The sequence below is a fragment of the Caballeronia sp. LZ019 genome (assembly GCF_031450825.1).
Lineage (GTDB): Bacteria > Pseudomonadota > Gammaproteobacteria > Burkholderiales > Burkholderiaceae > Caballeronia.
The window spans coordinates 108,655-126,374 of sequence record NZ_JARTVZ010000005.1 but is presented as its reverse complement, the minus strand read 5'-3'; the positions used below and the strand labels follow the sequence as shown (position 1 = coordinate 126,374).

Sequence of the window (17,720 nt, the reverse complement as noted above, 5' to 3'; positions counted from 1 at the left end):
AACCGATACCACGCAGGAGCAAGCTTCATTCCTCGACGAGCGCGCCCAGGTCCGCTTCGCGCTCGTTGTGCGTGTGACGGCGCATCGCCAGCGCCATCATGCCGCAGACGAACACGCCGAAGATCACGATGATCCATTGCACCGGCACCTTCTCCGTCAGGAGCAGCGCGTAGGAACCGAGCATCGCGAGCACGGCGAGGTTCTGATTGAAGTTCTGCACCGCGATCGAATGACCGGCGGAAAGCAGCGTCGCGCCGCGATGCTGAAGGATCGCGTTCATCGGCACGATGAAGAAGCCCGACAGACCGCCGAGCGCGATCATCAGCGGATAAGCCATCAGGATGTACGCGGGCATGAACACCGGCCCGACTTGCACGCCCGCGCCGGCCGGGAACAGGTCCTTGTTGTAGAAGGCCATCGCCACCGCCACGGCGCCGATCAGCACGCCGACCGGCAACACTCTGAGCGACTGCCTCAGCGCGATCCGCGCCGATGCCGCCGCTGCGCCGAGCGCAATGCCCACGCCCGTCACGCCCTGCAGCACCGCCGCCTTCGACAGCGACAAGCCGAGGTTCGCGTCGGCCCACTTGAGCACGAGCAGTTGCAGCGTGACGGCGGCGCCCCAGAGCAGCGTCGTCACCCACAGCGCGATCTGCGCGAGCTTGTCGCGCCATAGCACCTTGAAGCAGTGCGAGAAATCGTGGACGAGGCGCGTCGGCTGCGTGAGCAGGTTCGGATAACGCGCGCCGGTATCGGGGATGAACGCGTTGATGACCGCCGCCGACGCGTAAATCGCCATCACGGCGAACATCGCGGCGTGCGCGGCGGTGCCGACGAACGGCAGATGGGCATGTTCGACCCATCGGCCGACGACCTGGCTCACGAGCGCGCCGCCGATGACGGTGCCGAGAATCGTCGAGCCGACTGTCGCCGATTCCAGCCACGCGTTGGCCGGGATCAGCTTCTCCGGCGGCAGCAGTTCGGTGAGAATGCCGTACTTCGCGGGCGAATAAGCAGCCGCGCCGAGGCCGACGACGCCATACGCGATCATCGGATGCACGCCCGCGAACATGAGCGCGCAGCCGCCCGCCTTGAGCGCGTTGGAGATGAACATCACGTGGCGCTTCTGGAGCGCATCGGCGAATGCCCCGACGAAGGGCGCGAGCACCACATACGAGATCGTGAAGAATATTTGCAGCAGCGGCGTGACCCAGGGCGCCGATCGCACGACCGCGAGCATCGCGATCGCCGCGATGAGCAGCGCGTTGTCCGCGAGCGATGAAACGAACTGCGCGGCGATGATCGTGTAGAAGCCTTTTTTCATGTGGGGCGGAGAGGCGGCGCGGCGCACCGGAGGAGAACGGCGGAAAGTGCGATGGTCTTGCGTCGAGCGAGCAAGCTGCGAACAGCGCGCACCGATTGCGGAGCATGGCGCGCGCGGCTCGGGAGCGAGGCGCGCCCGGCGCCCCGCGAGACGGTGTTACTCGCCCGTCACGCGCGTGCGCGAGTACATGTCGAGAATCTTGACCATCTGCGCGTAGACCTTCGGGTTCGCCGCGACGATCTCGTTCTTGAACAGGAAGTCCGATTCACCCGTGTAGTTGCCGACGAGCCCGCCCGCTTCGGTCACGATCAGGCTGCCCGCCGCGACGTCCCACGGATGGATGCCTTGCTCGAAGAAGCCGTCGAGGCGTCCTGCCGCGACGTTGGCGAGGTCGAGCGCGGCCGCGCCGGGGCGGCGCAGTCCCGCGCACGCCAGCGTCATTTCGCTGAAAAGGCGCGTGTAGGCGTTGAGGCCCTGGCCATCGCGGAACGGGAAGCCGGTGCCGATGAGCGCATCCGACAGACGATCCAGCTTGCCGACGCGGATGCGCCGCTCGTTCAGGTACGCGCCGCGCCCGCGCGATGCGGTGAAGAGGTCGTTGCGCGTCGGGTCGTAGACGACGGCCTGCGTCGCGATGCCCCGGTGCACGAGCGCGATCGACACGCAGTAATACGGAAAGCCGTGGATGAAATTGGTGGTGCCGTCGAGCGGATCGATGATCCACTGATATTCCGATTCGCGTTCGTCCGCGCCGGACTCTTCGGCGAGGATGGAATGATCGGGATAGGCGGTGTGCAGCGTCTCGATGATCGCGGCTTCGGCCGCCTTGTCGACTTCCGTCACGAAGTCGTTGTGCTGCTTCTTGCTGACCTGGAGGCGATCCAGGTCGAGCGACGCGCGGTTGATGATCTGTCCGGCGCGGCGCGCGGCCTTGACAGCGATATTGAGCATCGGTTGCATGAGCGAAATCCTTTGACCGCCGCGCTTTTATGCAATGGCGCGGGCGATGAAGTTGGCGACAACGGCTAGGTCGACGAAAGACGAATTGAATAAGAGCGGGGCGCTCGCGGACCGGAAGGCGGTCACGGCGCGAACTCGTCATTTTACCCGAAGCCGGATGTTTCCGATTGGCGGGAGCGGCCGGCGTGCTTCGGGATAAGATAGCCGATTCCCCGCTTCAGTTTTCTCGCAACCTTCAAGCAGAATCCGCCCCTTGGAATCCAACGAACTTTCTCTTCCCGCCGGCGGCTTCACGTCCACGCGGTTCATCCTCGTCGAGCCGAGTCATCCGGGCAATGTGGGCGCAGCGGCGCGCGCGCTGAAGACGATGGGCTTCTCGCGCCTCGTGCTCGTCGCGCCGCGCGTCGCGGATGTCAAGAACGAGCCCGAAGCGATCGCGATGGCGAGCGGCGCCGACGATGTCCTCGCGTCCGCACATGTCGTCGATACGCTCGCGGAAGCGCTCGTCGGCGTGCGCTGGTCCGTGGCGCTGACCGCGCGCACGCGCGAATACGGGCCGCCGCACATGCCGCCGCGCGCCGTCGCCCGGCGCGCGCACGAATCCGTGCGGCACGGCGATATCGCGCTCGTGTTCGGCAACGAGCGCACAGGCCTCTCCAACGCCGACGTCGAGCGTTGCAGCGCGCTTGCGCACATCCCGGCCAATCCCGCATACAGCTCGCTGAATCTCGCGCAGGCGGTGCAGGTGCTTGCCTACGAACTGCGCATCGCGTTTCACGAAGCCGCGCCGGCGTTGTCGCTCGTGGCGTCGGCGGAGCAGAGCGCGTCGAGCGATGAAATCGAAGGCATGTACGCGCATCTCGAAGAAGCGCTCGTCGCGCTCGAGTTTCTCGATCCCGCCAATCCGAAGAAGCTGATGTCGCGCGTGCGGCGGCTCTTCGCGCGCTCGGGGCTGGAACGCGAGGAAGTGAACATCCTGCGCGGCATCGCGAAGCACATTCTTCTGCGCGCAAGAAAGGACTGACGCAGACCGCGCTGCCATCGGGGGCATCGGGCGCGCTTTGCGCGCTCGCCCTACAATCGGCGAAAACGGCATGCCGATATAAGCATTGCGCTTTTCGTGCTTAAGCCCATGCGCGCTGATCGTGCTCAGGCCCCTGATGCAGCAGCGCCCCTTCCCCCGACAGACACTCCGACATGTTCGACCGAATCCGCGAAGACATTGCCGCCATCCGCGAGCGCGATCCTGCCGCACGCAGCGTCCTGGAAGTCGTCACGTGTTATCCGGGCCTGCATGCAATCGTGCTGCACCGCTTCGCGCACGCGTGCTGGCGGCGCGGCTGGCGCTGGTCGGGGCGCTTCGTGTCGCAGATCGGGCGCTTTCTCACCGGCATCGAAATCCATCCGGGCGCGACGCTCGGACGGCGCGTGTTCATCGATCACGGCATGGGCGTCGTGATCGGCGAAACGGCCGAGATCGGCGACGACTGCACGATCTACCAGGGCGTGACGCTCGGCGGTACGTCGCTGGCGCGCGGGGCCAAACGGCATCCGACGCTGGAACGCGGCGTGATCGTCGGCGCGGGCGCGAAGGTGCTCGGCAGCTTCACCGTCGGCGCAAACGCCAAGATCGGCTCCAATGCGGTCGTTGTGAAGCCGGTGCCGGCGGGCGGCACCGCGGTTGGCAATCCGGCGCGCATCGTGATGCCCGCGGTGCCGAAGCCCGCGACCGACGCGCGCGATGGCTTCTGCGCCTACGGCATTACGCCGAACGCCGACGATCCGGTGTCGCTCGCGATTCACGGTCTCATCGATCACGCGTCGAAGCAGTCGCAGCGCACCGACGAAATCGTCGCGGCGCTGGAGCGGCTCGGTGCGCGCGTGGAAGCGCTGCATGGCGTGGACGGCGCGACGCTCGTCGACCTCAAGCGCATGTGCTCCGCGATGGACGGCGAACCGCGCAACGTCGAGCGCCAGCTATAAGGGCAGAACGCGAATGCCGCTCGCGTCGATACGCAGATAACCGCCGCGCGGCTCGTCGATATCCAGTTCCCAGTCGGGCAGCACCCAGCGCACGCCGTCGGCTTCGCGATGCATCGCCGGGCGATGCGTGTGGCCGTGAATCATCGTATGCGTGCGGCTTTGCGTGAATAGCGACGCGACCGCGTTGCGCGTCACGTCGTATTTCGCCGATGCCTCGTGCGTGCGCGCGCCTTCGCTCGTCATTCTCATGCGTTGACCGATTGCAAGCCGCGTTCGAAGCGGCAGCGCGAGAAACAGGCGCTGGGCAACGCGATTGCGCGCGAAACGGCGAAACCGCTGGTAGCCGGTGTCGTCGGTACAGAGCGCGTCGCCGTGCGCGAGCACGATGCGCGTGCCGAACGCGGTCATCGTGAACGGATCGGGCAGCGGCATTGCGCCGGCTTCCTTCATGAAGCGCCGGCCCAGCAGAAAGTCCCGATTGCCGTGCATCACGTAGAGCGCGATGCCGCGCTCGGACAGCGTATGCATCAGCTTCGTCATGCGGCGCGCAAAGCGGCCGCGTTCGTCGGTGACGGCGGGGTCGAGCACGTCGTCGCCGATCCAGAATTCGAAAAGATCCCCGAGGATGAAGACGGAGTCGGCCTCGTTCGCCGTCACCTCGATGAAATGCTCGAACGCGGCGACCGTGTTCGGTATCGCCTCGCTCAGATGCAGGTCCGAAATGAAAAACAGCGGGCGCGCGTCATGCGCTGCGCCCGCTGCTTCGTGTTCCGTTTCGCGACCGAAAGACTTCGACTCGATCATGCGATGGAGATTCAGACCACGACGGCCTTCTCGATCACGACGTCATCGACCGGCACGTCCTGATGGAAGCCCTTCGAGCCGGTGCGGACCTTCTTGATCTTCTCGACGACATCCATGCCTTCGACGACTTTGCCGAACACCGTGTAGCCCCAGCCCTGCGGCGTCGGCGACGAGTGGTTCAGGAAGTCGTTGTCCTTCACGTTGATGAAGAACTGCGCGGTCGCCGAGTGCGGGTCGTTGGTGCGCGCCATCGCGATCGTGCCGTTGTCGTTCGTGAGGCCGTTGTTCGCTTCGTTGTTGATCGGCGCGTCCGTCGGCTTCTGGTTCATGCCCGGCTCGAAGCCGCCGCCCTGGATCATGAAGCCGTCGATCACGCGATGGAACACCGTGTTGTCGTAGTGGCCCTTCTTCACGTAGTTGAGGAAGTTCTCGACCGTCTTCGGCGCTTTTTCGGCGTTCAGTTCCAGCTTGATGACGCCGTGGTTCGTATGCAGTTCGACCATGTGTTTTCTCCTGTGTGTTCGGTTGTAGTTGGGCGGCGCGCGACTGCACGCCGCCAGGGATATTCGCGTTACTGCGACACGACGGTCGCCGACTCGATCACGGTCGGCTTCTGCGGCACGTCGGCCATCGGGCCGCGCGTCGTGGTCGGGCTGCCTTCGATCTTCTTCACGACATCCATGCCCGCGACGACCTTGCCGAACACGGCGTAACCGTTGCCGTCGGGGTTCGGATAGTCGAGGCCCGCATTATCGACCGTATTGATGAAGAACTGGGCCGTGGCCGAGTTCGGATTGCTGGTGCGCGCCATTGCGATCGTGCCGGTGGCGTTCTTCAGGCCGCTGCGGCTTTCGAGCGGAATCGGCGCGCGGGTCGGCTTTTCCGCGAAGCTCGTGTTATAGCCGCCGCCCTGAATCATGAAGCCCGGAATGACGCGATGGAAGATCGTGCCGCTGTACTGTCCGGACTTCACGTAGGCGAGAAAGTTCTCGACGGTTTTCGGCGCCTTCTCGGGATAAAGCTCGACGCGGATGTCGCCTTGCGAAGTCTTGAAGAGCACGTTCGGATGCGCGGCCTGCGCGGGTTGCCCGGGTTGAGCAAAGGCGGGGGCGGTCGCGATCAGGGCGGCGCCGGAAAGCGCCAGCATCAGCAATTTCATGAAGGTTCGATCCTCGGGTGATGAATGCAAAGCGTCAACCGCGACGGCGTTGCGTGCAATGGCGTCGCGCGAAGCTCATAGCTTAACCTGTGCGCGCCCACTCACGGCTGCTGCGGATTCGGCGCGACATACGGCGATGTCGGCAACGGGCCGCTCGGTCCGCCGAAAGGCGAGTACGTTTCGGGCGATGGCATGGTCGACGGCGTCTCGCCTTGCGTCGGCGTCCATTCATCCGAAGCCGCACGCGGCGCCGAAGCGCCTTGCGCGCCGGACGCCCCGCTCGACGCCGCACTTGCGGCACGCTTCTTCGGCGGCGGCGTGATGATGTTCTGGATGCCTGCGATGCGCTGGCGCGTAAGCGGGCTCGTGGAGCCGAGCGATTGCGCCCGCTTGTACGATTCGCTCGCGAGCCGCAGATAAAGGTCGCCGAGGTTGTCGTAGGCGAGCGCATAGCCCGGGTTCGCCTTCACCGCCGTTTCGAGCGCGGCGCGCGCATCTTCATAGCGGCCCTTCTTCGCATAGAGGGCGGCGAGATTGTTGTAAGGCTCGGGCAGCTCCGGGTATGCCTGCGTGAGTTCGGTGAACGCGGCGATGGCCTCGTCGTCGCGATTCAGCCGCGCCAGCACGGTTGCGCGCTTGAACTTCGCCTGCACGTCGCGCGGGTTCGTCGCGATGCGCGCATCGAGCTGCGCGAGCGCGGCGTTCCAGTCCTTGCTGGCGATGGACGCATCGATCTCCGGCGTGCCGTCCGCCTTCGCCGACGATACCTGCGCGAACGCCGCCGTTGACGTGACACAGCACGCCGCAACGCCGAAGACGGCGAGCGAAAGCGTCGCGAGAAGGCGCTGGCGAACACGAACGATGGTTGGCAGGCGGGAAACTTGCGAAGGCATGCGCGCTTGAGCGTGAGTCACTTGGAATCGGGTCAGGGAATGGAGCGGGGAGGGAGGGTGAATGAAGCACAATGCGCCACTCGAAACACCATGGACTGCGAGGGCTTCAGCCTGGCTCGCGGCATGACCGGCAACGCCTGTCGTGCGGCCGCTTGGAGATTTCATAGGCTCAAGTCCGAGTGTTATACTCCGACCCATTCTAACAAAAGGTCCGCCCGTTCCGCGCACGCCTTGCACGCCATGTTTCACACGTGGCCGCGCGTTGCCGACGCCGGACTCTCTTTGCCACTCGTGGCCGTCTCCGTCCTGGTCGACCGACCGTCGTGTTCGCGCTCGCGTGTGCGTATCATCCGTTCCCGCCAGCATCGAGCACGTCACTGCGCCGACAACGCACGGGTGCTCCGGTACACGCATTGCCCTCTATGAATTCGCTGCGCATCTACAACACGCTCGCGCGTGACAAGCAACCCTTCACGCCGCTTCGCCCCGGCGAGGTACGCATGTACGTCTGCGGAATGACCGTCTATGACTACTGTCATATCGGCCATGCGCGCGTGATGGTCGTGTTCGATGTCGTGCAGCGGTGGCTGCGCACGATCGGCTACAAGGTCACGTTCGTGCAGAACATCACGGACGTCGACGACAAGATCATCCGTCGCGCGGTCGAGAACAACGAGTCGATCAAGTCGCTCACGCAGCGCTTCATCCAGGCGATGCACGAAGACGCGGATGCACTCGGCGTCGCGCGTCCGGACCTCGAGCCGCGCGCCACCGATTACATTCCGCAGATGCTCGGCATGATCGATGCATTGCAGGCCAACGGCTATGCGTATCGCGCGAAGGACGGCGACGTGAACTACGCAGTGCGCAAGTTCGCGGGCTACGGCAGGCTGTCGGGCAAGTCGCTCGAAGACCTGCGCGCGGGCGAGCGCGTCGCCGCGAACGATGCGAAGGAAGATCCGCTCGACTTCGTGTTGTGGAAGCATTCGAAGGAAGGCGAGCCCGCCGATTCCGGCTGGGATTCGAAGTGGGGTCGCGGCCGTCCGGGATGGCACATCGAATGTTCGGCGATGGCCTGCAGCTTGCTCGGAGAGCAGTTCGACATTCACGGCGGCGGTCAGGACCTGCAGTTCCCGCATCACGAGAACGAGATCGCGCAAAGCGAAGGCGCGACCGGCAAGACCTTCGTGAACTACTGGATGCACAACGGCTTCGTGCAGATCGACAGCGAGAAGATGTCGAAGTCGCTCGGCAACTTCTTCACGATCCGTGAAGTGCTGGCAAAGTTTGATGCCGAAGTCGTGCGCTTCTTCATCGCGCGTGCGCACTATCGTTCGCCGCTCAACTACAGTGACGTGCATATCGACGATGCAAGGAACGCATTGACTCGCCTATATACCGCGCTGAAAGATGTCGAGCCGGACAATCAGCAACTTGACTGGGATGAGGCGAACGCGCAGCGTTTCCAGTCTGCGATGAACGACGACTTCAACACGCCCGTGGCCGTATCCGTGCTGTTCGATCTTGCAAGCGAAGTGAACCGCACGCACGACGCGGCGCTCGCTCGTCAGCTGAAGGGTCTGGGTCAGGTGCTCGGGTTCCTCGGGCGCGAGCCGCGCGCGTTCCTGCAGCAGGCGGCGGGCACGGATGCAGCGGACGGACTGTCGCCGCAGGAGATCGAAGCGAAGATCGCCGAGCGCATCGCCGCCAAGCAGGCGAAGAACTATGCCGAAGCAGACCGGATTCGCGCCGCATTGCTCGAAGCCGGTATTGCGCTTGAAGACAAACCGGGTGGGTCGACCGAATGGCGCCGCGTGTGATCGCGAACCTTCGAACCCTCTGATCGACTCGCCAGGCAGGAGGCAAGATGGCAACGGCCAGGAAGACGCCGGTCAAGCGACCCGCGCCAGGAAGCGCCGCGTCGCCCGCAACGAAGCGCGCGCGCGCTGCGCAATCGGAATCGACGACGCAAAGGAGCAATGGTGCAACGACGGCGACGGCCCGCAAGAGCGCGGCCAAACGCGCGATCTCGACGCGTTCCGCAGGCGACGGCGTAAGCAGCGCGCGACGCGGCAACGGCGAGGACATCGGCGCGCGTGCGTCGAAGGCGCGCACCGTGGAAGCCGAGATGCTGCCGGCGAAGGGCAACGGCCGCGCCGTCGCGGGCGATGCCGCCCATGCGCAGACGCTCGTCGCCGACAAGGAGCACGGCGAAGTCGTGCGCAAGTCGCGTGTCGTCACGGCGGATGCCGAGGTGTCCGCGCAAGTCGGCGGTTTCACACGCGAAGCCACGCGTCCTGACTATTGGGACAAGGCGTGCGCCGACCTGATGAAGCGCGACCGTATCCTCAAGAAGCTGATTCCGAAGTTCGGCGAGATCCATCTCGTCAATCTCGGCGATCCGTTCTCGACGCTCGCACGGTCGGTCGCCGGTCAGCAGATATCGGTGAAAGCCGCGCAAGCCATCTGGGAACGCGTGAAAACCGCGTGCCCCGAAGTCGTGCCTGCGCAGTTCATCAAGCTGGGGCCCGAGAAGCTGCAGGCGTGCGGCCTGTCGAAACGCAAGACCGAGTACATACTGGATCTCGCGCAGCATTTCGTATCGGGTGCGCTGCATGTCGATACGTGGGCGTCGATGGACGACGAAGCCGTCATCGCCGAACTCACGCAGATTCGCGGCATCGGCCGATGGACGGCGGAGATGTTCCTCATCTTCAATCTGTCGCGCCCGAATGTCCTGCCGCTCGACGACCTCGGCCTGATCCAGGCGATCAGCGTGAATTACTTCAGCGGCGAACCGGTCACGCGCAGCGAGGCACGCGAAGTCGCGGCGAACTGGGAGCCGTGGCGCACGGTCGCGACCTGGTACATGTGGCGCAGTCTCAACCCGATTCCCGCAGACCACTGATTTCACACAACAATTGCCGAGCTATCGTTGATTTATAATCGATAGCTTCCGCGCGTATTTATCAGGGACGGACGCGGTTAGAATAGACGCCCCTGCGCCCCGCCCGTTGTTCTAGGACTCGAACACATGAAGACCACGTTTCTGGATTTCGAGCAGCCGATCGCTGAACTCGAAGCGAAGATCGAAGAACTCCGCTTCGTTCAGGACGATTCCGCTGTCGACATCTCGGAAGAAATCGAGCGGCTGTCGAAGAAGAGCCAGCAGCTCACGAAGGATCTCTACGCAAACCTGTCGCCGTGGCAGGTTTCGCAAATCGCACGTCACCCGCAGCGTCCGTACACGCTCGACTACGTGAACGAGCTGTTCACCGACTTTCACGAACTGCATGGAGACCGCGCCTTCGCCGATGACCTCGCGATCGTCGGCGGCTTCGCGCGATTCAACGGCCAGCCGTGCATGGTGATCGGCCATCAGAAGGGCCGCGACACGAAAGAGCGCGCGCTGCGCAACTTCGGCATGCCGCGCCCCGAAGGCTATCGCAAGGCCGAGCGGCTCATGCGTCTCGCCGAAAAGTTCGGCATGCCTATCTTCACGTTCGTCGATACGCCTGGCGCGTATCCGGGCATCGGCGCGGAAGAGCGCGGTCAGTCGGAAGCCATCGGGCGCAATCTGTACGTGATGGCGGAACTCAAGACGCCGATCATCACGACGATCATCGGCGAGGGCGGTTCGGGCGGCGCGCTGGCGATCGCCGTCGCCGATTCCGTGATGATGCTGCAGTTCTCCACGTACTCCGTGATCTCGCCGGAAGGCTGCGCGTCCATTCTGTGGAAGAGTGCGGCGAAGGCGCCGGAAGCGGCCGAAGCGCTCGGCCTGACCGCTCATCGCCTGAAGGCGCTCGGGCTGATCGACAAGATCGTGAACGAACCGCTCGGCGGCGCGCATCGCGATCCGAAGGGCATGGCCGCGATGCTGCGCCGTGCGCTCGCCGACTCGCTGCGTCAGTTCCAGGGTCTGAGCGTGCAGGAATTGCGCGATCGCCGCTTCGACAAGCTGATGGCCTACGGCAAGTTCAAGGAAACGCTGCCCGGCGCATGAGCGGGCTTTCCTCTCTTCACGATCCCTCGTGATTTCCGACACCGACACCCCGGCCGGCCGCCTCGTTCTCGAGGCGGTGCGCGCTTCGGTGTCGGCCTCCGCGCTGCCATCCGATGCGCGGCTTGCCGTCGCACTCAGCGGCGGCCTCGATTCCACCGTTTTGCTCGATGCCGCCGTGCGCTGTTTCGGCGCGGCGCGCGTCGTTGCGCTGCACGTTCATCACGGCCTGAGCCCGAACGCCGATGCCTGGGCCGCGCATTGCGCCGCGTTCGCGGTATCGCTGGATGTGCGCCATGCGTCGCGGCACGTGGAGGTGATGCGTTCGGGCGGCGAAAGCCTCGAGGCCGCCGCGCGCGATGCACGGTATCGCGCGCTCGACGACATGTGCGATGAAGCGGGGGCGTCGGCGCTCCTGATCGCGCATCATGCCGACGATCAGGCCGAGACCGTGTTGCTGCAATTGCTGCGGGGCGCGGGCGTCGCGGGCCTCGCGGCGATGGCCCCGCAGCGCCTCGATGGCGCGACGCCGCGTCTGCGTCCGCTGTTGCGGCTGTTGCGCGCGCAGCTCGAGCAATACGCGCACGAGCGTGATCTGACGTGGATCGACGACGAGTCCAACGCCGACACGCGCTACGCACGCAATGCGCTGCGCCATGACGTGCTGCCGGTGCTCGCCGTGCATTTCCCGGGCTTTCGCGATGCCCTTGCGCGCACGGCGTCGCATGCGGCTTCGGCGCAGCGGCTGCTCGACGAGCTCGCGCGCATCGACATGGATACGGCGCGCAGCGGCGAGGACGGTGCGCTCGCGCTCGATGCGCTTCTCGCACTCGACGACGAACGCGCCATCAACCTCCTGCGCTACTGGATGCGCGCGTGCGGCTTGCAGGCGGCATCGACGGCGCGCACAGCGGATATCCTGCGTCAGCTTCGTCACGCGGCGAGCGCGCGCGACGGTCACGCGCTGCGCGTCGATCACGCGGGGCAGTGCTTGCGGGTGTATCGCAATGCGTTGTTCTGGGAGCAGGGCGACAGCGCCGATGCGCCCGATCTCGACCAGGGCGCGGCCATCGCCCGTGCACCGAGCGAATTGCGCTGGCAGGGCGATGAAGTCTGGCGCTTGCCGCAGTGGCGCGGTTCGTTCGTGTTCGAACCCGTCGATGCGCCCGGCCCCGATGTGATCGCGGAAGGCTTGCTGCGCGCCGCGCCGCTCGTCGCGCGGTCGCGTGGCGGCGGCGAGCGCATGCGCCTCGCGGCGGATGCGCCGAGCCGCACGCTCAAGAACCTGTTCCAGGAGCGCGGCGTTCCCGCATGGAAACGCGACGTGCCCTTGCTCTTCATCCGCGATGCGCTGCTGTTTGTGCCGTTCATCGGCGTGAACCGCGAAGTCGCGCCGGATATCGCATCCGAAAGCGCGAACGCGCCGTTACGCCGCATCGTGTGGCGGCCGGATCTGCTGCTCGCCTGATGCGGCGGCGTTGCACGCGAGCCGGTAGAATGGTTCCGCCAAGCGTGCAATCTTGAAATTTCGGCCTCGATCAGGTACCGTAGCTCGCTTGCCCGCCACGCGCTTTGCGCAGCATCTCCGTTCAAAAGACGCGAATTTCGCCTGCAGACGCGCGCCCTTGACGCACCTCTTGAGCACACTTGCGTGAGTACTGACCGCAAGGCGGGCATGCGGCGGCATCCCGCGTATCGTTGCTGGCTTCATCCATCCCCGAAGCGGTCGAGCAACGCACAGCACTTGCATTGAGCGCGTCAGCGCGTGTTTCCCTTCTGTTCAAGACGACAATGGCACTCATCGTACACAAATACGGCGGCACTTCGATGGGCTCGGTCGAGCGCATCAAGAACGTCGCCAAGCGCGTCGCGAAATGGCACAAGGCTGGCCACAAGATGGTCGTCGTGCCGTCGGCGATGTCCGGCGAAACGAATCGCTTGCTCGGTCTCGCGAAAGACATCACGGCGAACCCGGACCCGCGCGAACTCGACATGATTGCCTCCACGGGCGAGCAGGTCAGCGTGGGGCTTCTGGCCATCGCGCTGCACGCCGAAGGTCTCGACGCCGTGAGTTATGCCGGCTGGCAAGTGCCGATCAAGACGGACAGCGCGTTCACGAAGGCGCGCATCAGCGAGATCGACGGCGAGCGCGTGCTCAACGATCTGAACGCGGGCAAGGTCGTGGTCATCACGGGCTTTCAGGGCGTCGATCCGGAAGGCCACATCGCCACGCTCGGACGAGGCGGCTCGGACACGTCGGCGGTCGCGATCGCGGCGGCGCTGAAGGCCGACGAATGCCTGATCTACACGGACGTCGACGGCGTCTATACGACCGATCCGCGCGTCGTCGACGATGCGCGCCGGCTCGATCGCGTGACGTTCGAAGAGATGCTCGAGATGGCGAGTCTCGGCTCGAAGGTCCTGCAGATCCGCTCGGTGGAGTTCGCCGGCAAGTATCAGGTGAAGACGCGCGTGCTCTCCAGCCTGACTGACCCGCTGATGGCGCTCGACGAAGAGATGCACTCGGGCACCCTGATTACTTTTGAAGAAGACGAGAACATGGAAAAAGCAGTGATTTCTGGCATCGCGTTCCAGCGCGACGAAGCGCGCATCGCGGTGATGGGCGTGCCCGACAAGCCGGGCGTCGCGTATCAGATTCTCGGGCCGGTCGCCGATGCGAACATCGACATCGACATGATCATCCAGAACCAGAGCGTGAACGGCAAGACCGACTTCACGTTCACCGTCGGCCGCGGCGACTATCAGCGCGCACTCGAAATCCTGAACGGCCAGGTGAAAGGCCACGTTCAAGCCGAGACGGTGCTGGGCGATCCCAAGGTGTCGAAGGTGTCGGTGGTGGGCGTCGGCATGCGCTCGCACGTGGGCATCGCGAGCACGATGTTCCGCACGCTGTCGGAGGAGGGCATCAACATCCAGATGATCTCGACGTCGGAAATCAAGATCTCCGTGTTGATCGACGAGAAATACACCGAACTGGCGGTGCGCGCGCTGCACAAGGCGTTCGAGCTGGATCGCGCGTAAGAAGCGCAGGGGTTCGCTGCGTTTATTGCGATATCTGGCGGCGGAACATTCGAATTCGGTCGATTGGAAAAAATCGTCATGCGAATTTGACCACTGCCGGGGAACACGCTATTATCTCGATCTCGTTGCACTGCACTCCCGGTGCGACGAAAAGTTTGGGAGACGTGGCCGAGAGGTCGAAGGCACTCCCCTGCTAAGGGAGCATCTGGCTAAAAACTGGATCGAGGGTTCGAATCCCTCCGTCTCCGCCAGTAGTAGGAAGAAAACCCCGTAAGTTTAACGACTTACGGGGTTTTCGCTTTTTCGGCCCATCAATCAGCCCATCAGGGAACGCCGGTTATCGGCTGGGCTCGGGGTTCTATCGCTTCGCTCGCATTGCGCGAGCGTCGCGGGCTCAATACGGTTACAGGCCGCCAAGCCTGTTCCGGCGCAACCACGCGCCGGATTGCTCAGAACACGATGGGACCCCGCAAACAAAATCTACGATGGCGTCAAAGTTTGTCGATTTTCTCGGGCGGTGAGTGCGTTGTTGTGAGGGGCGGCTATTCTTCGCGGCGTCTGCGTGATACCCGTGCGTTCAGTAGACCAACAATAACGACTTCTCTAGAGTTGACCACATGCTGCGCCATGTTCTTTGCGTCGGAGATGAGCCGGAAACCGGCGGCTACATAGAGCCGCTAACCTCTGCCGCGCCGTCCACCATCATGGGAAATCCGGTCGCCTTCATAGGAGGCAAAGCGTTTTGCAACGTCTGCAAGACCTTCGGCTTGATATCCAAATCAGGCGGGCTGCATCGGAATACGAACTGTGGCCGAGAGATCGCCCTTGACGGCGACGTGCTGAATTGCCAGTGTCCGACGAAACCGCGAATAGTTGCTAAGACGCAGAGAATCGCGCGTCACGAGGACCACGCCGATGGATCCGGCGTTTCAGCATTCGCAACACCCAACTCAGCGGCCGACACAACGGCCGTCCGATTCGACGAACAGGTGCAGCTCGCCCTTGTTGATTCGTTCGATGGCTATCCTTTTGCCATAGAAATGGCAGATGGTCGCACGTTTAATGGGCGCATTGGAGCTGATGGCCAATTGCCGCGCATGTCGACCGGAGAGCGCGCTGAGGATTACATCATACATTGGGGTGACGAAGCGCTTGCGATAGTGAACGAGGACTGAGCAATGCCGAATAAACCAACCGTGGTACGCACCAACTCGACGCCGAACTCGTTTGGGGTTGTACAGCTAAGAGCCGTGACTTTCCAAGAACTGTGGGACAACTATCCGAACGGCAACCCATACGATAACCCGGCGTACGATAACCAGTGCGCTATACGCTTGAGCGTCACGCTTCATCGTGTCGGGATCGGAATGAAATCATTCTCGCAAAAAATTATTCGCCCAATGAACGGGGACAAGATCGGACGGATTTTGCTAGACGGAAAGGCAACGGCGACGCGCGCTGATGAAATGGGTCAATGGCTTAAGAGTCAACCTTTTGCAGGACTACCGAAAGCTGAAGACGTTACTGGAGCCGATTGGGAGGCGAAAGTAAGAGGCCGCACTGGCATCATCGAATTCTCGCGCTACTGGACACGCGATGGAGAGCGTGCGGAGAATGCGTCCGGTGGCCATATCGATTTATGGAACGGGAGAAAACTGACTTCACCAAGCTTTGAAGGGGGCATCAATACCTTCATGCGCTTCACACTAGGCATATCATCGGCTTGGTACTCGGACTTAGGCAAGTCGAAGCAGATCTTGTTTTGGGAGATCAAGTGAAGCGCGTCGCTTGGTCGCTCGCTTACCTGTGTATCGGTGCCGCGCTTTCGTGGCAATCGGCGGTGTGGATCAGTCGATTGTCACGGCGATTGTCGTGGCCGCTGTTCAGCACGCGCTGGCATGAATGCTGGGACATTGAGCATTGCGACGTGTCGGCAGTCGGCTATGTCTTTATCTTGGCCTACGTTTTTGTCCCGACTGTCGTTTGGGCGATTGTAGGATTCAAACGACGTGACGAAACTTTGTTGCGAGCAGGAACGGCGCTATTACTTGCTTTGGGTACCGTCGGTTTCTATGTGATCTACTACGCCGCAGTATGGCGTTGACTAGGAAGCGCCGAGCCGGCAGCCCGAAGAAAAGCCCCGCAAGGTTTGCGCCTTGCGGGGCTTCTGCTTTGCAAAGTCATGACCGACTCGTCTCGGTAACGTGGCATGAGCCCGTTGCGTCGCCGAAGTGTTCGTTGAAGTCGCGAGGGGCCTCGCCGGCCGTCCACGTTAATAGGCACGACTAATAAACGCTGGCCCGTTGCGAATAGTTGCGCTGCCGTCGCAATGACAGCCTGACCGTCGGCGTGCATAACTTCTTCTGATCGCCGAGGCGTTGCGGCGCGGCCTCGATGCCCGCGCCGTAAAACACCGGCGGCAACACTGCCGCCGGTTGACCTCAAATTACTTGCTCGAAGCGATGCGCTCTTCGATGTGCTTCGCACGCGAAGGCGACGACGGGTGCGAGCTCAACATGCTCGACTTGCCGCCGTCGAGCGCCGCCAGCTTCTGGAATGCCGTCACGAGGCCGGCCGGGCTGTAGCCCTTCTTCTTCTGCTGGTCGAACGAGTAGTCGTCCGCGGCGCTTTCCTGCGACTGCGAGAACTGCGCGTTGACGAACTTCTCCGACAGATCGCCGAGTTGCGAAGCCGAGAGGCTCGCGACCGCGCCGCCCGCCGCCGACGCCACCGAGCGCGCCGCCGACGTCGCGTAGGCGACCTGCATCGCCTTCTTCGTGTGACCGAGCGCCACGTGGCCCATCTCGTGACCCACGACGCCGCGCACTTCGTCGTCGTTCATCATGTCCATCAGGCCACTGTAGACGCGCACGCAGCCGTTGGCCATCGCCCACGCGTTGACATCCTTCGTCATGTACACCTTGTAGTTGACCGGGACGCCATTGATGTTGTCGCCCAGTTGCTTCGAGATGCGGTTCAGGCGCTGCGTGTACTGGCTCGACGCCGGCGCAATCTTGTTCTCCGCGTCCATTTGCTGGCAGGACTTGTCGGAGAGACCGCGCACGTCGCTGTCGCTGAGCGTGAGCGCCTGGGTGGCCAGTTGGCCCGACTGAAGGAGCGTATCGGGATTCAGATTGGCAACGCTGCCGCACGAGGCGAGCGTGAAGATGGCGGATGCAACTGCGGTCGCGGCCAATGCCAGGCGGGTAATTTTCATGGTCTGCCTATGTTTATGAGCTGTTGTGGTTGTCTATCCGCAAACATCGCGGACGGGCGCAATGCTCAATGGGAGTCGTGCCGTAAGCTATCCGACAATTCCGATTTTGCTGACAAAGAGCGATGCAAGGCCAGCGGCGAACGTGAATCAGTCGCGCGCGAAAAGCGAAACCGGTCACGGACAGGCGATAGCGGCAGGAGCGCAGCGGTCGACGAAAGCCGGGCGCCCGTCGCGCATCTTACATTTTCGCAAGCGTTAGCTTCAGTAATGGGACGTTACCAAGTCGAACACTCGTCGCACCGTTTCTCGATATAGTCCGGTCATACAACAAACAA

General features: G+C 63.3%; 17 protein-coding genes and 1 tRNA gene. 11 read left to right on the top strand and 7 right to left on the bottom strand.

Annotation, left to right across the window (positions count from 1 at the left end):
• Positions 1-25 precede the first annotated feature (25 nt).
• Positions 26-1,324 carry a lysophospholipid transporter LplT gene (gene lplT / locus P9255_RS13955; RefSeq protein WP_309789851.1) on the bottom strand — a complete coding sequence of 433 codons (1,299 nt, stop codon included), beginning with the start codon at positions 1,322-1,324 and terminating at the stop codon, positions 26-28.
• Positions 1,325-1,480: 156 nt separating this feature from the next.
• Positions 1,481-2,284, bottom strand: a complete 804-nt coding sequence (locus tag P9255_RS13950; protein ID WP_309789850.1) for an inositol monophosphatase family protein — start codon at positions 2,282-2,284, stop codon at positions 1,481-1,483.
• Positions 2,285-2,528: 244 nt separating this feature from the next.
• Between P9255_RS13950 and P9255_RS13945 the strand changes: the two genes are divergently transcribed.
• On the top strand, positions 2,529-3,308 hold the full coding sequence (locus P9255_RS13945) for an RNA methyltransferase (RefSeq protein WP_404980433.1): 780 nt from the start codon (positions 2,529-2,531) through the stop codon (positions 3,306-3,308).
• Positions 3,309-3,481: 173 nt separating this feature from the next.
• A complete protein-coding gene (gene cysE, locus P9255_RS13940) occupies positions 3,482-4,267 on the top strand; it encodes a serine O-acetyltransferase (RefSeq protein WP_309764565.1) in 786 nt (261 codons plus the stop codon).
• Here the strand turns inward: cysE and P9255_RS13935 are convergent.
• The 4 genes from P9255_RS13935 to P9255_RS13920 form a co-directional block, all read right to left on the bottom strand.
• Positions 4,262-5,071, bottom strand: coding sequence for a UDP-2,3-diacylglucosamine diphosphatase (locus P9255_RS13935; protein ID WP_309789848.1), 810 nt, complete (start codon positions 5,069-5,071; stop codon positions 4,262-4,264). The two genes, cysE and P9255_RS13935, sit on opposite strands and share 6 nt — an antisense overlap.
• A gap of 11 nt (positions 5,072-5,082) precedes the next feature.
• Positions 5,083-5,574: a peptidylprolyl isomerase gene (locus P9255_RS13930; RefSeq protein WP_309764567.1), complete on the bottom strand. Its 492-nt coding sequence runs from the start codon at positions 5,572-5,574 to the stop codon at positions 5,083-5,085.
• Between the two features lie 68 nt (positions 5,575-5,642).
• Positions 5,643-6,230 (bottom strand): peptidylprolyl isomerase, encoded by a 588-nt coding sequence (locus P9255_RS13925; protein ID WP_309764568.1) that lies wholly within the window; start codon positions 6,228-6,230, stop codon positions 5,643-5,645.
• 101 nt (positions 6,231-6,331) lie between these two features.
• The gene (locus P9255_RS13920) at positions 6,332-7,123 is read right to left on the bottom strand and encodes a tetratricopeptide repeat protein (protein WP_309789847.1); all 792 of its coding nucleotides are present in this window, start codon (positions 7,121-7,123) and stop codon (positions 6,332-6,334) included.
• A gap of 422 nt (positions 7,124-7,545) precedes the next feature.
• Here P9255_RS13920 and cysS point away from each other — a divergent pair, with 422 nt between their 5' ends.
• The 9 genes from cysS to P9255_RS13875 all read left to right on the top strand — a co-directional run bounded on the left by cysS (position 7,546) and on the right by P9255_RS13875 (position 16,272).
• Positions 7,546-8,943: a cysteine--tRNA ligase gene (gene cysS / locus P9255_RS13915; protein WP_309789846.1), complete on the top strand. Its 1,398-nt coding sequence runs from the start codon at positions 7,546-7,548 to the stop codon at positions 8,941-8,943.
• Positions 8,944-8,990: 47 nt separating this feature from the next.
• Positions 8,991-10,031, top strand: coding sequence for a DNA-3-methyladenine glycosylase (locus P9255_RS13910; protein ID WP_309789845.1), 1,041 nt, complete (start codon positions 8,991-8,993; stop codon positions 10,029-10,031).
• Between the two features lie 126 nt (positions 10,032-10,157).
• A complete protein-coding gene (locus P9255_RS13905; RefSeq protein ID WP_309764572.1) occupies positions 10,158-11,129 on the top strand; it encodes an acetyl-CoA carboxylase carboxyltransferase subunit alpha in 972 nt (323 codons plus the stop codon).
• Positions 11,130-11,157: 28 nt separating this feature from the next.
• On the top strand, positions 11,158-12,594 hold the full coding sequence (tilS, locus tag P9255_RS13900; RefSeq protein WP_309789844.1) for a tRNA lysidine(34) synthetase TilS: 1,437 nt from the start codon (positions 11,158-11,160) through the stop codon (positions 12,592-12,594).
• Between the two features lie 323 nt (positions 12,595-12,917).
• The gene (locus tag P9255_RS13895; RefSeq protein WP_309764574.1) at positions 12,918-14,168 is read left to right on the top strand and encodes an aspartate kinase; all 1,251 of its coding nucleotides are present in this window, start codon (positions 12,918-12,920) and stop codon (positions 14,166-14,168) included.
• A 158-nt stretch (positions 14,169-14,326) separates the two neighbouring features.
• Positions 14,327-14,419: transfer RNA gene (locus tag P9255_RS13890), tRNA-Ser, on the top strand.
• A gap of 366 nt (positions 14,420-14,785) precedes the next feature.
• A complete protein-coding gene (locus tag P9255_RS13885; RefSeq protein ID WP_309789843.1) occupies positions 14,786-15,343 on the top strand; it encodes a PAAR domain-containing protein in 558 nt (185 codons plus the stop codon).
• 3 nt (positions 15,344-15,346) lie between these two features.
• Positions 15,347-15,946 carry a type VI secretion system amidase effector protein Tae4 gene (locus tag P9255_RS13880; RefSeq protein WP_309789842.1) on the top strand — a complete coding sequence of 200 codons (600 nt, stop codon included), beginning with the start codon at positions 15,347-15,349 and terminating at the stop codon, positions 15,944-15,946.
• Positions 15,943-16,272, top strand: coding sequence for a hypothetical protein (locus tag P9255_RS13875; RefSeq protein WP_309789841.1), 330 nt, complete (start codon positions 15,943-15,945; stop codon positions 16,270-16,272). Before P9255_RS13880 ends, P9255_RS13875 begins: the two co-directional genes overlap by 4 nt.
• 342 nt (positions 16,273-16,614) lie before the next feature.
• On the opposite strand, the gene P9255_RS13870 is transcribed toward P9255_RS13875, so the two are convergent.
• Positions 16,615-17,385 (bottom strand): M48 family metalloprotease, encoded by a 771-nt coding sequence (locus tag P9255_RS13870; RefSeq protein ID WP_309764588.1) that lies wholly within the window; start codon positions 17,383-17,385, stop codon positions 16,615-16,617.
• Positions 17,386-17,720: the final 335 nt, after the last annotated feature.

Excerpts from the sequence above, each read along its gene's own strand:
- lplT (WP_309789851.1), bottom strand. The coding sequence starts at position 1,324 with ATGAAAAAAGGCTTCTACACGATCATCGCCGCGCAGTTCGTTTCATCG.
- P9255_RS13950 (WP_309789850.1), bottom strand. The coding sequence starts at position 2,284 with ATGCAACCGATGCTCAATATCGCTGTCAAGGCCGCGCGCCGCGCCGGA.
- cysE (WP_309764565.1), top strand. The coding sequence starts at position 3,482 with ATGTTCGACCGAATCCGCGAAGACATTGCCGCCATCCGCGAGCGCGAT.
- P9255_RS13935 (WP_309789848.1), bottom strand. The coding sequence starts at position 5,071 with ATGATCGAGTCGAAGTCTTTCGGTCGCGAAACGGAACACGAAGCAGCG.
- P9255_RS13930 (WP_309764567.1), bottom strand. The coding sequence starts at position 5,574 with ATGGTCGAACTGCATACGAACCACGGCGTCATCAAGCTGGAACTGAAC.
- P9255_RS13925 (WP_309764568.1), bottom strand. The coding sequence starts at position 6,230 with ATGAAATTGCTGATGCTGGCGCTTTCCGGCGCCGCCCTGATCGCGACC.
- P9255_RS13920 (WP_309789847.1), bottom strand. The coding sequence starts at position 7,123 with ATGCCTTCGCAAGTTTCCCGCCTGCCAACCATCGTTCGTGTTCGCCAG.
- cysS (WP_309789846.1), top strand. The coding sequence starts at position 7,546 with ATGAATTCGCTGCGCATCTACAACACGCTCGCGCGTGACAAGCAACCC.
- P9255_RS13910 (WP_309789845.1), top strand. The coding sequence starts at position 8,991 with ATGGCAACGGCCAGGAAGACGCCGGTCAAGCGACCCGCGCCAGGAAGC.
- P9255_RS13905 (WP_309764572.1), top strand. The coding sequence starts at position 10,158 with ATGAAGACCACGTTTCTGGATTTCGAGCAGCCGATCGCTGAACTCGAA.
- P9255_RS13895 (WP_309764574.1), top strand. The coding sequence starts at position 12,918 with ATGGCACTCATCGTACACAAATACGGCGGCACTTCGATGGGCTCGGTC.
- P9255_RS13885 (WP_309789843.1), top strand. The coding sequence starts at position 14,786 with ATGCTGCGCCATGTTCTTTGCGTCGGAGATGAGCCGGAAACCGGCGGC.
- P9255_RS13880 (WP_309789842.1), top strand. The coding sequence starts at position 15,347 with ATGCCGAATAAACCAACCGTGGTACGCACCAACTCGACGCCGAACTCG.
- P9255_RS13870 (WP_309764588.1), bottom strand. The coding sequence starts at position 17,385 with ATGAAAATTACCCGCCTGGCATTGGCCGCGACCGCAGTTGCATCCGCC.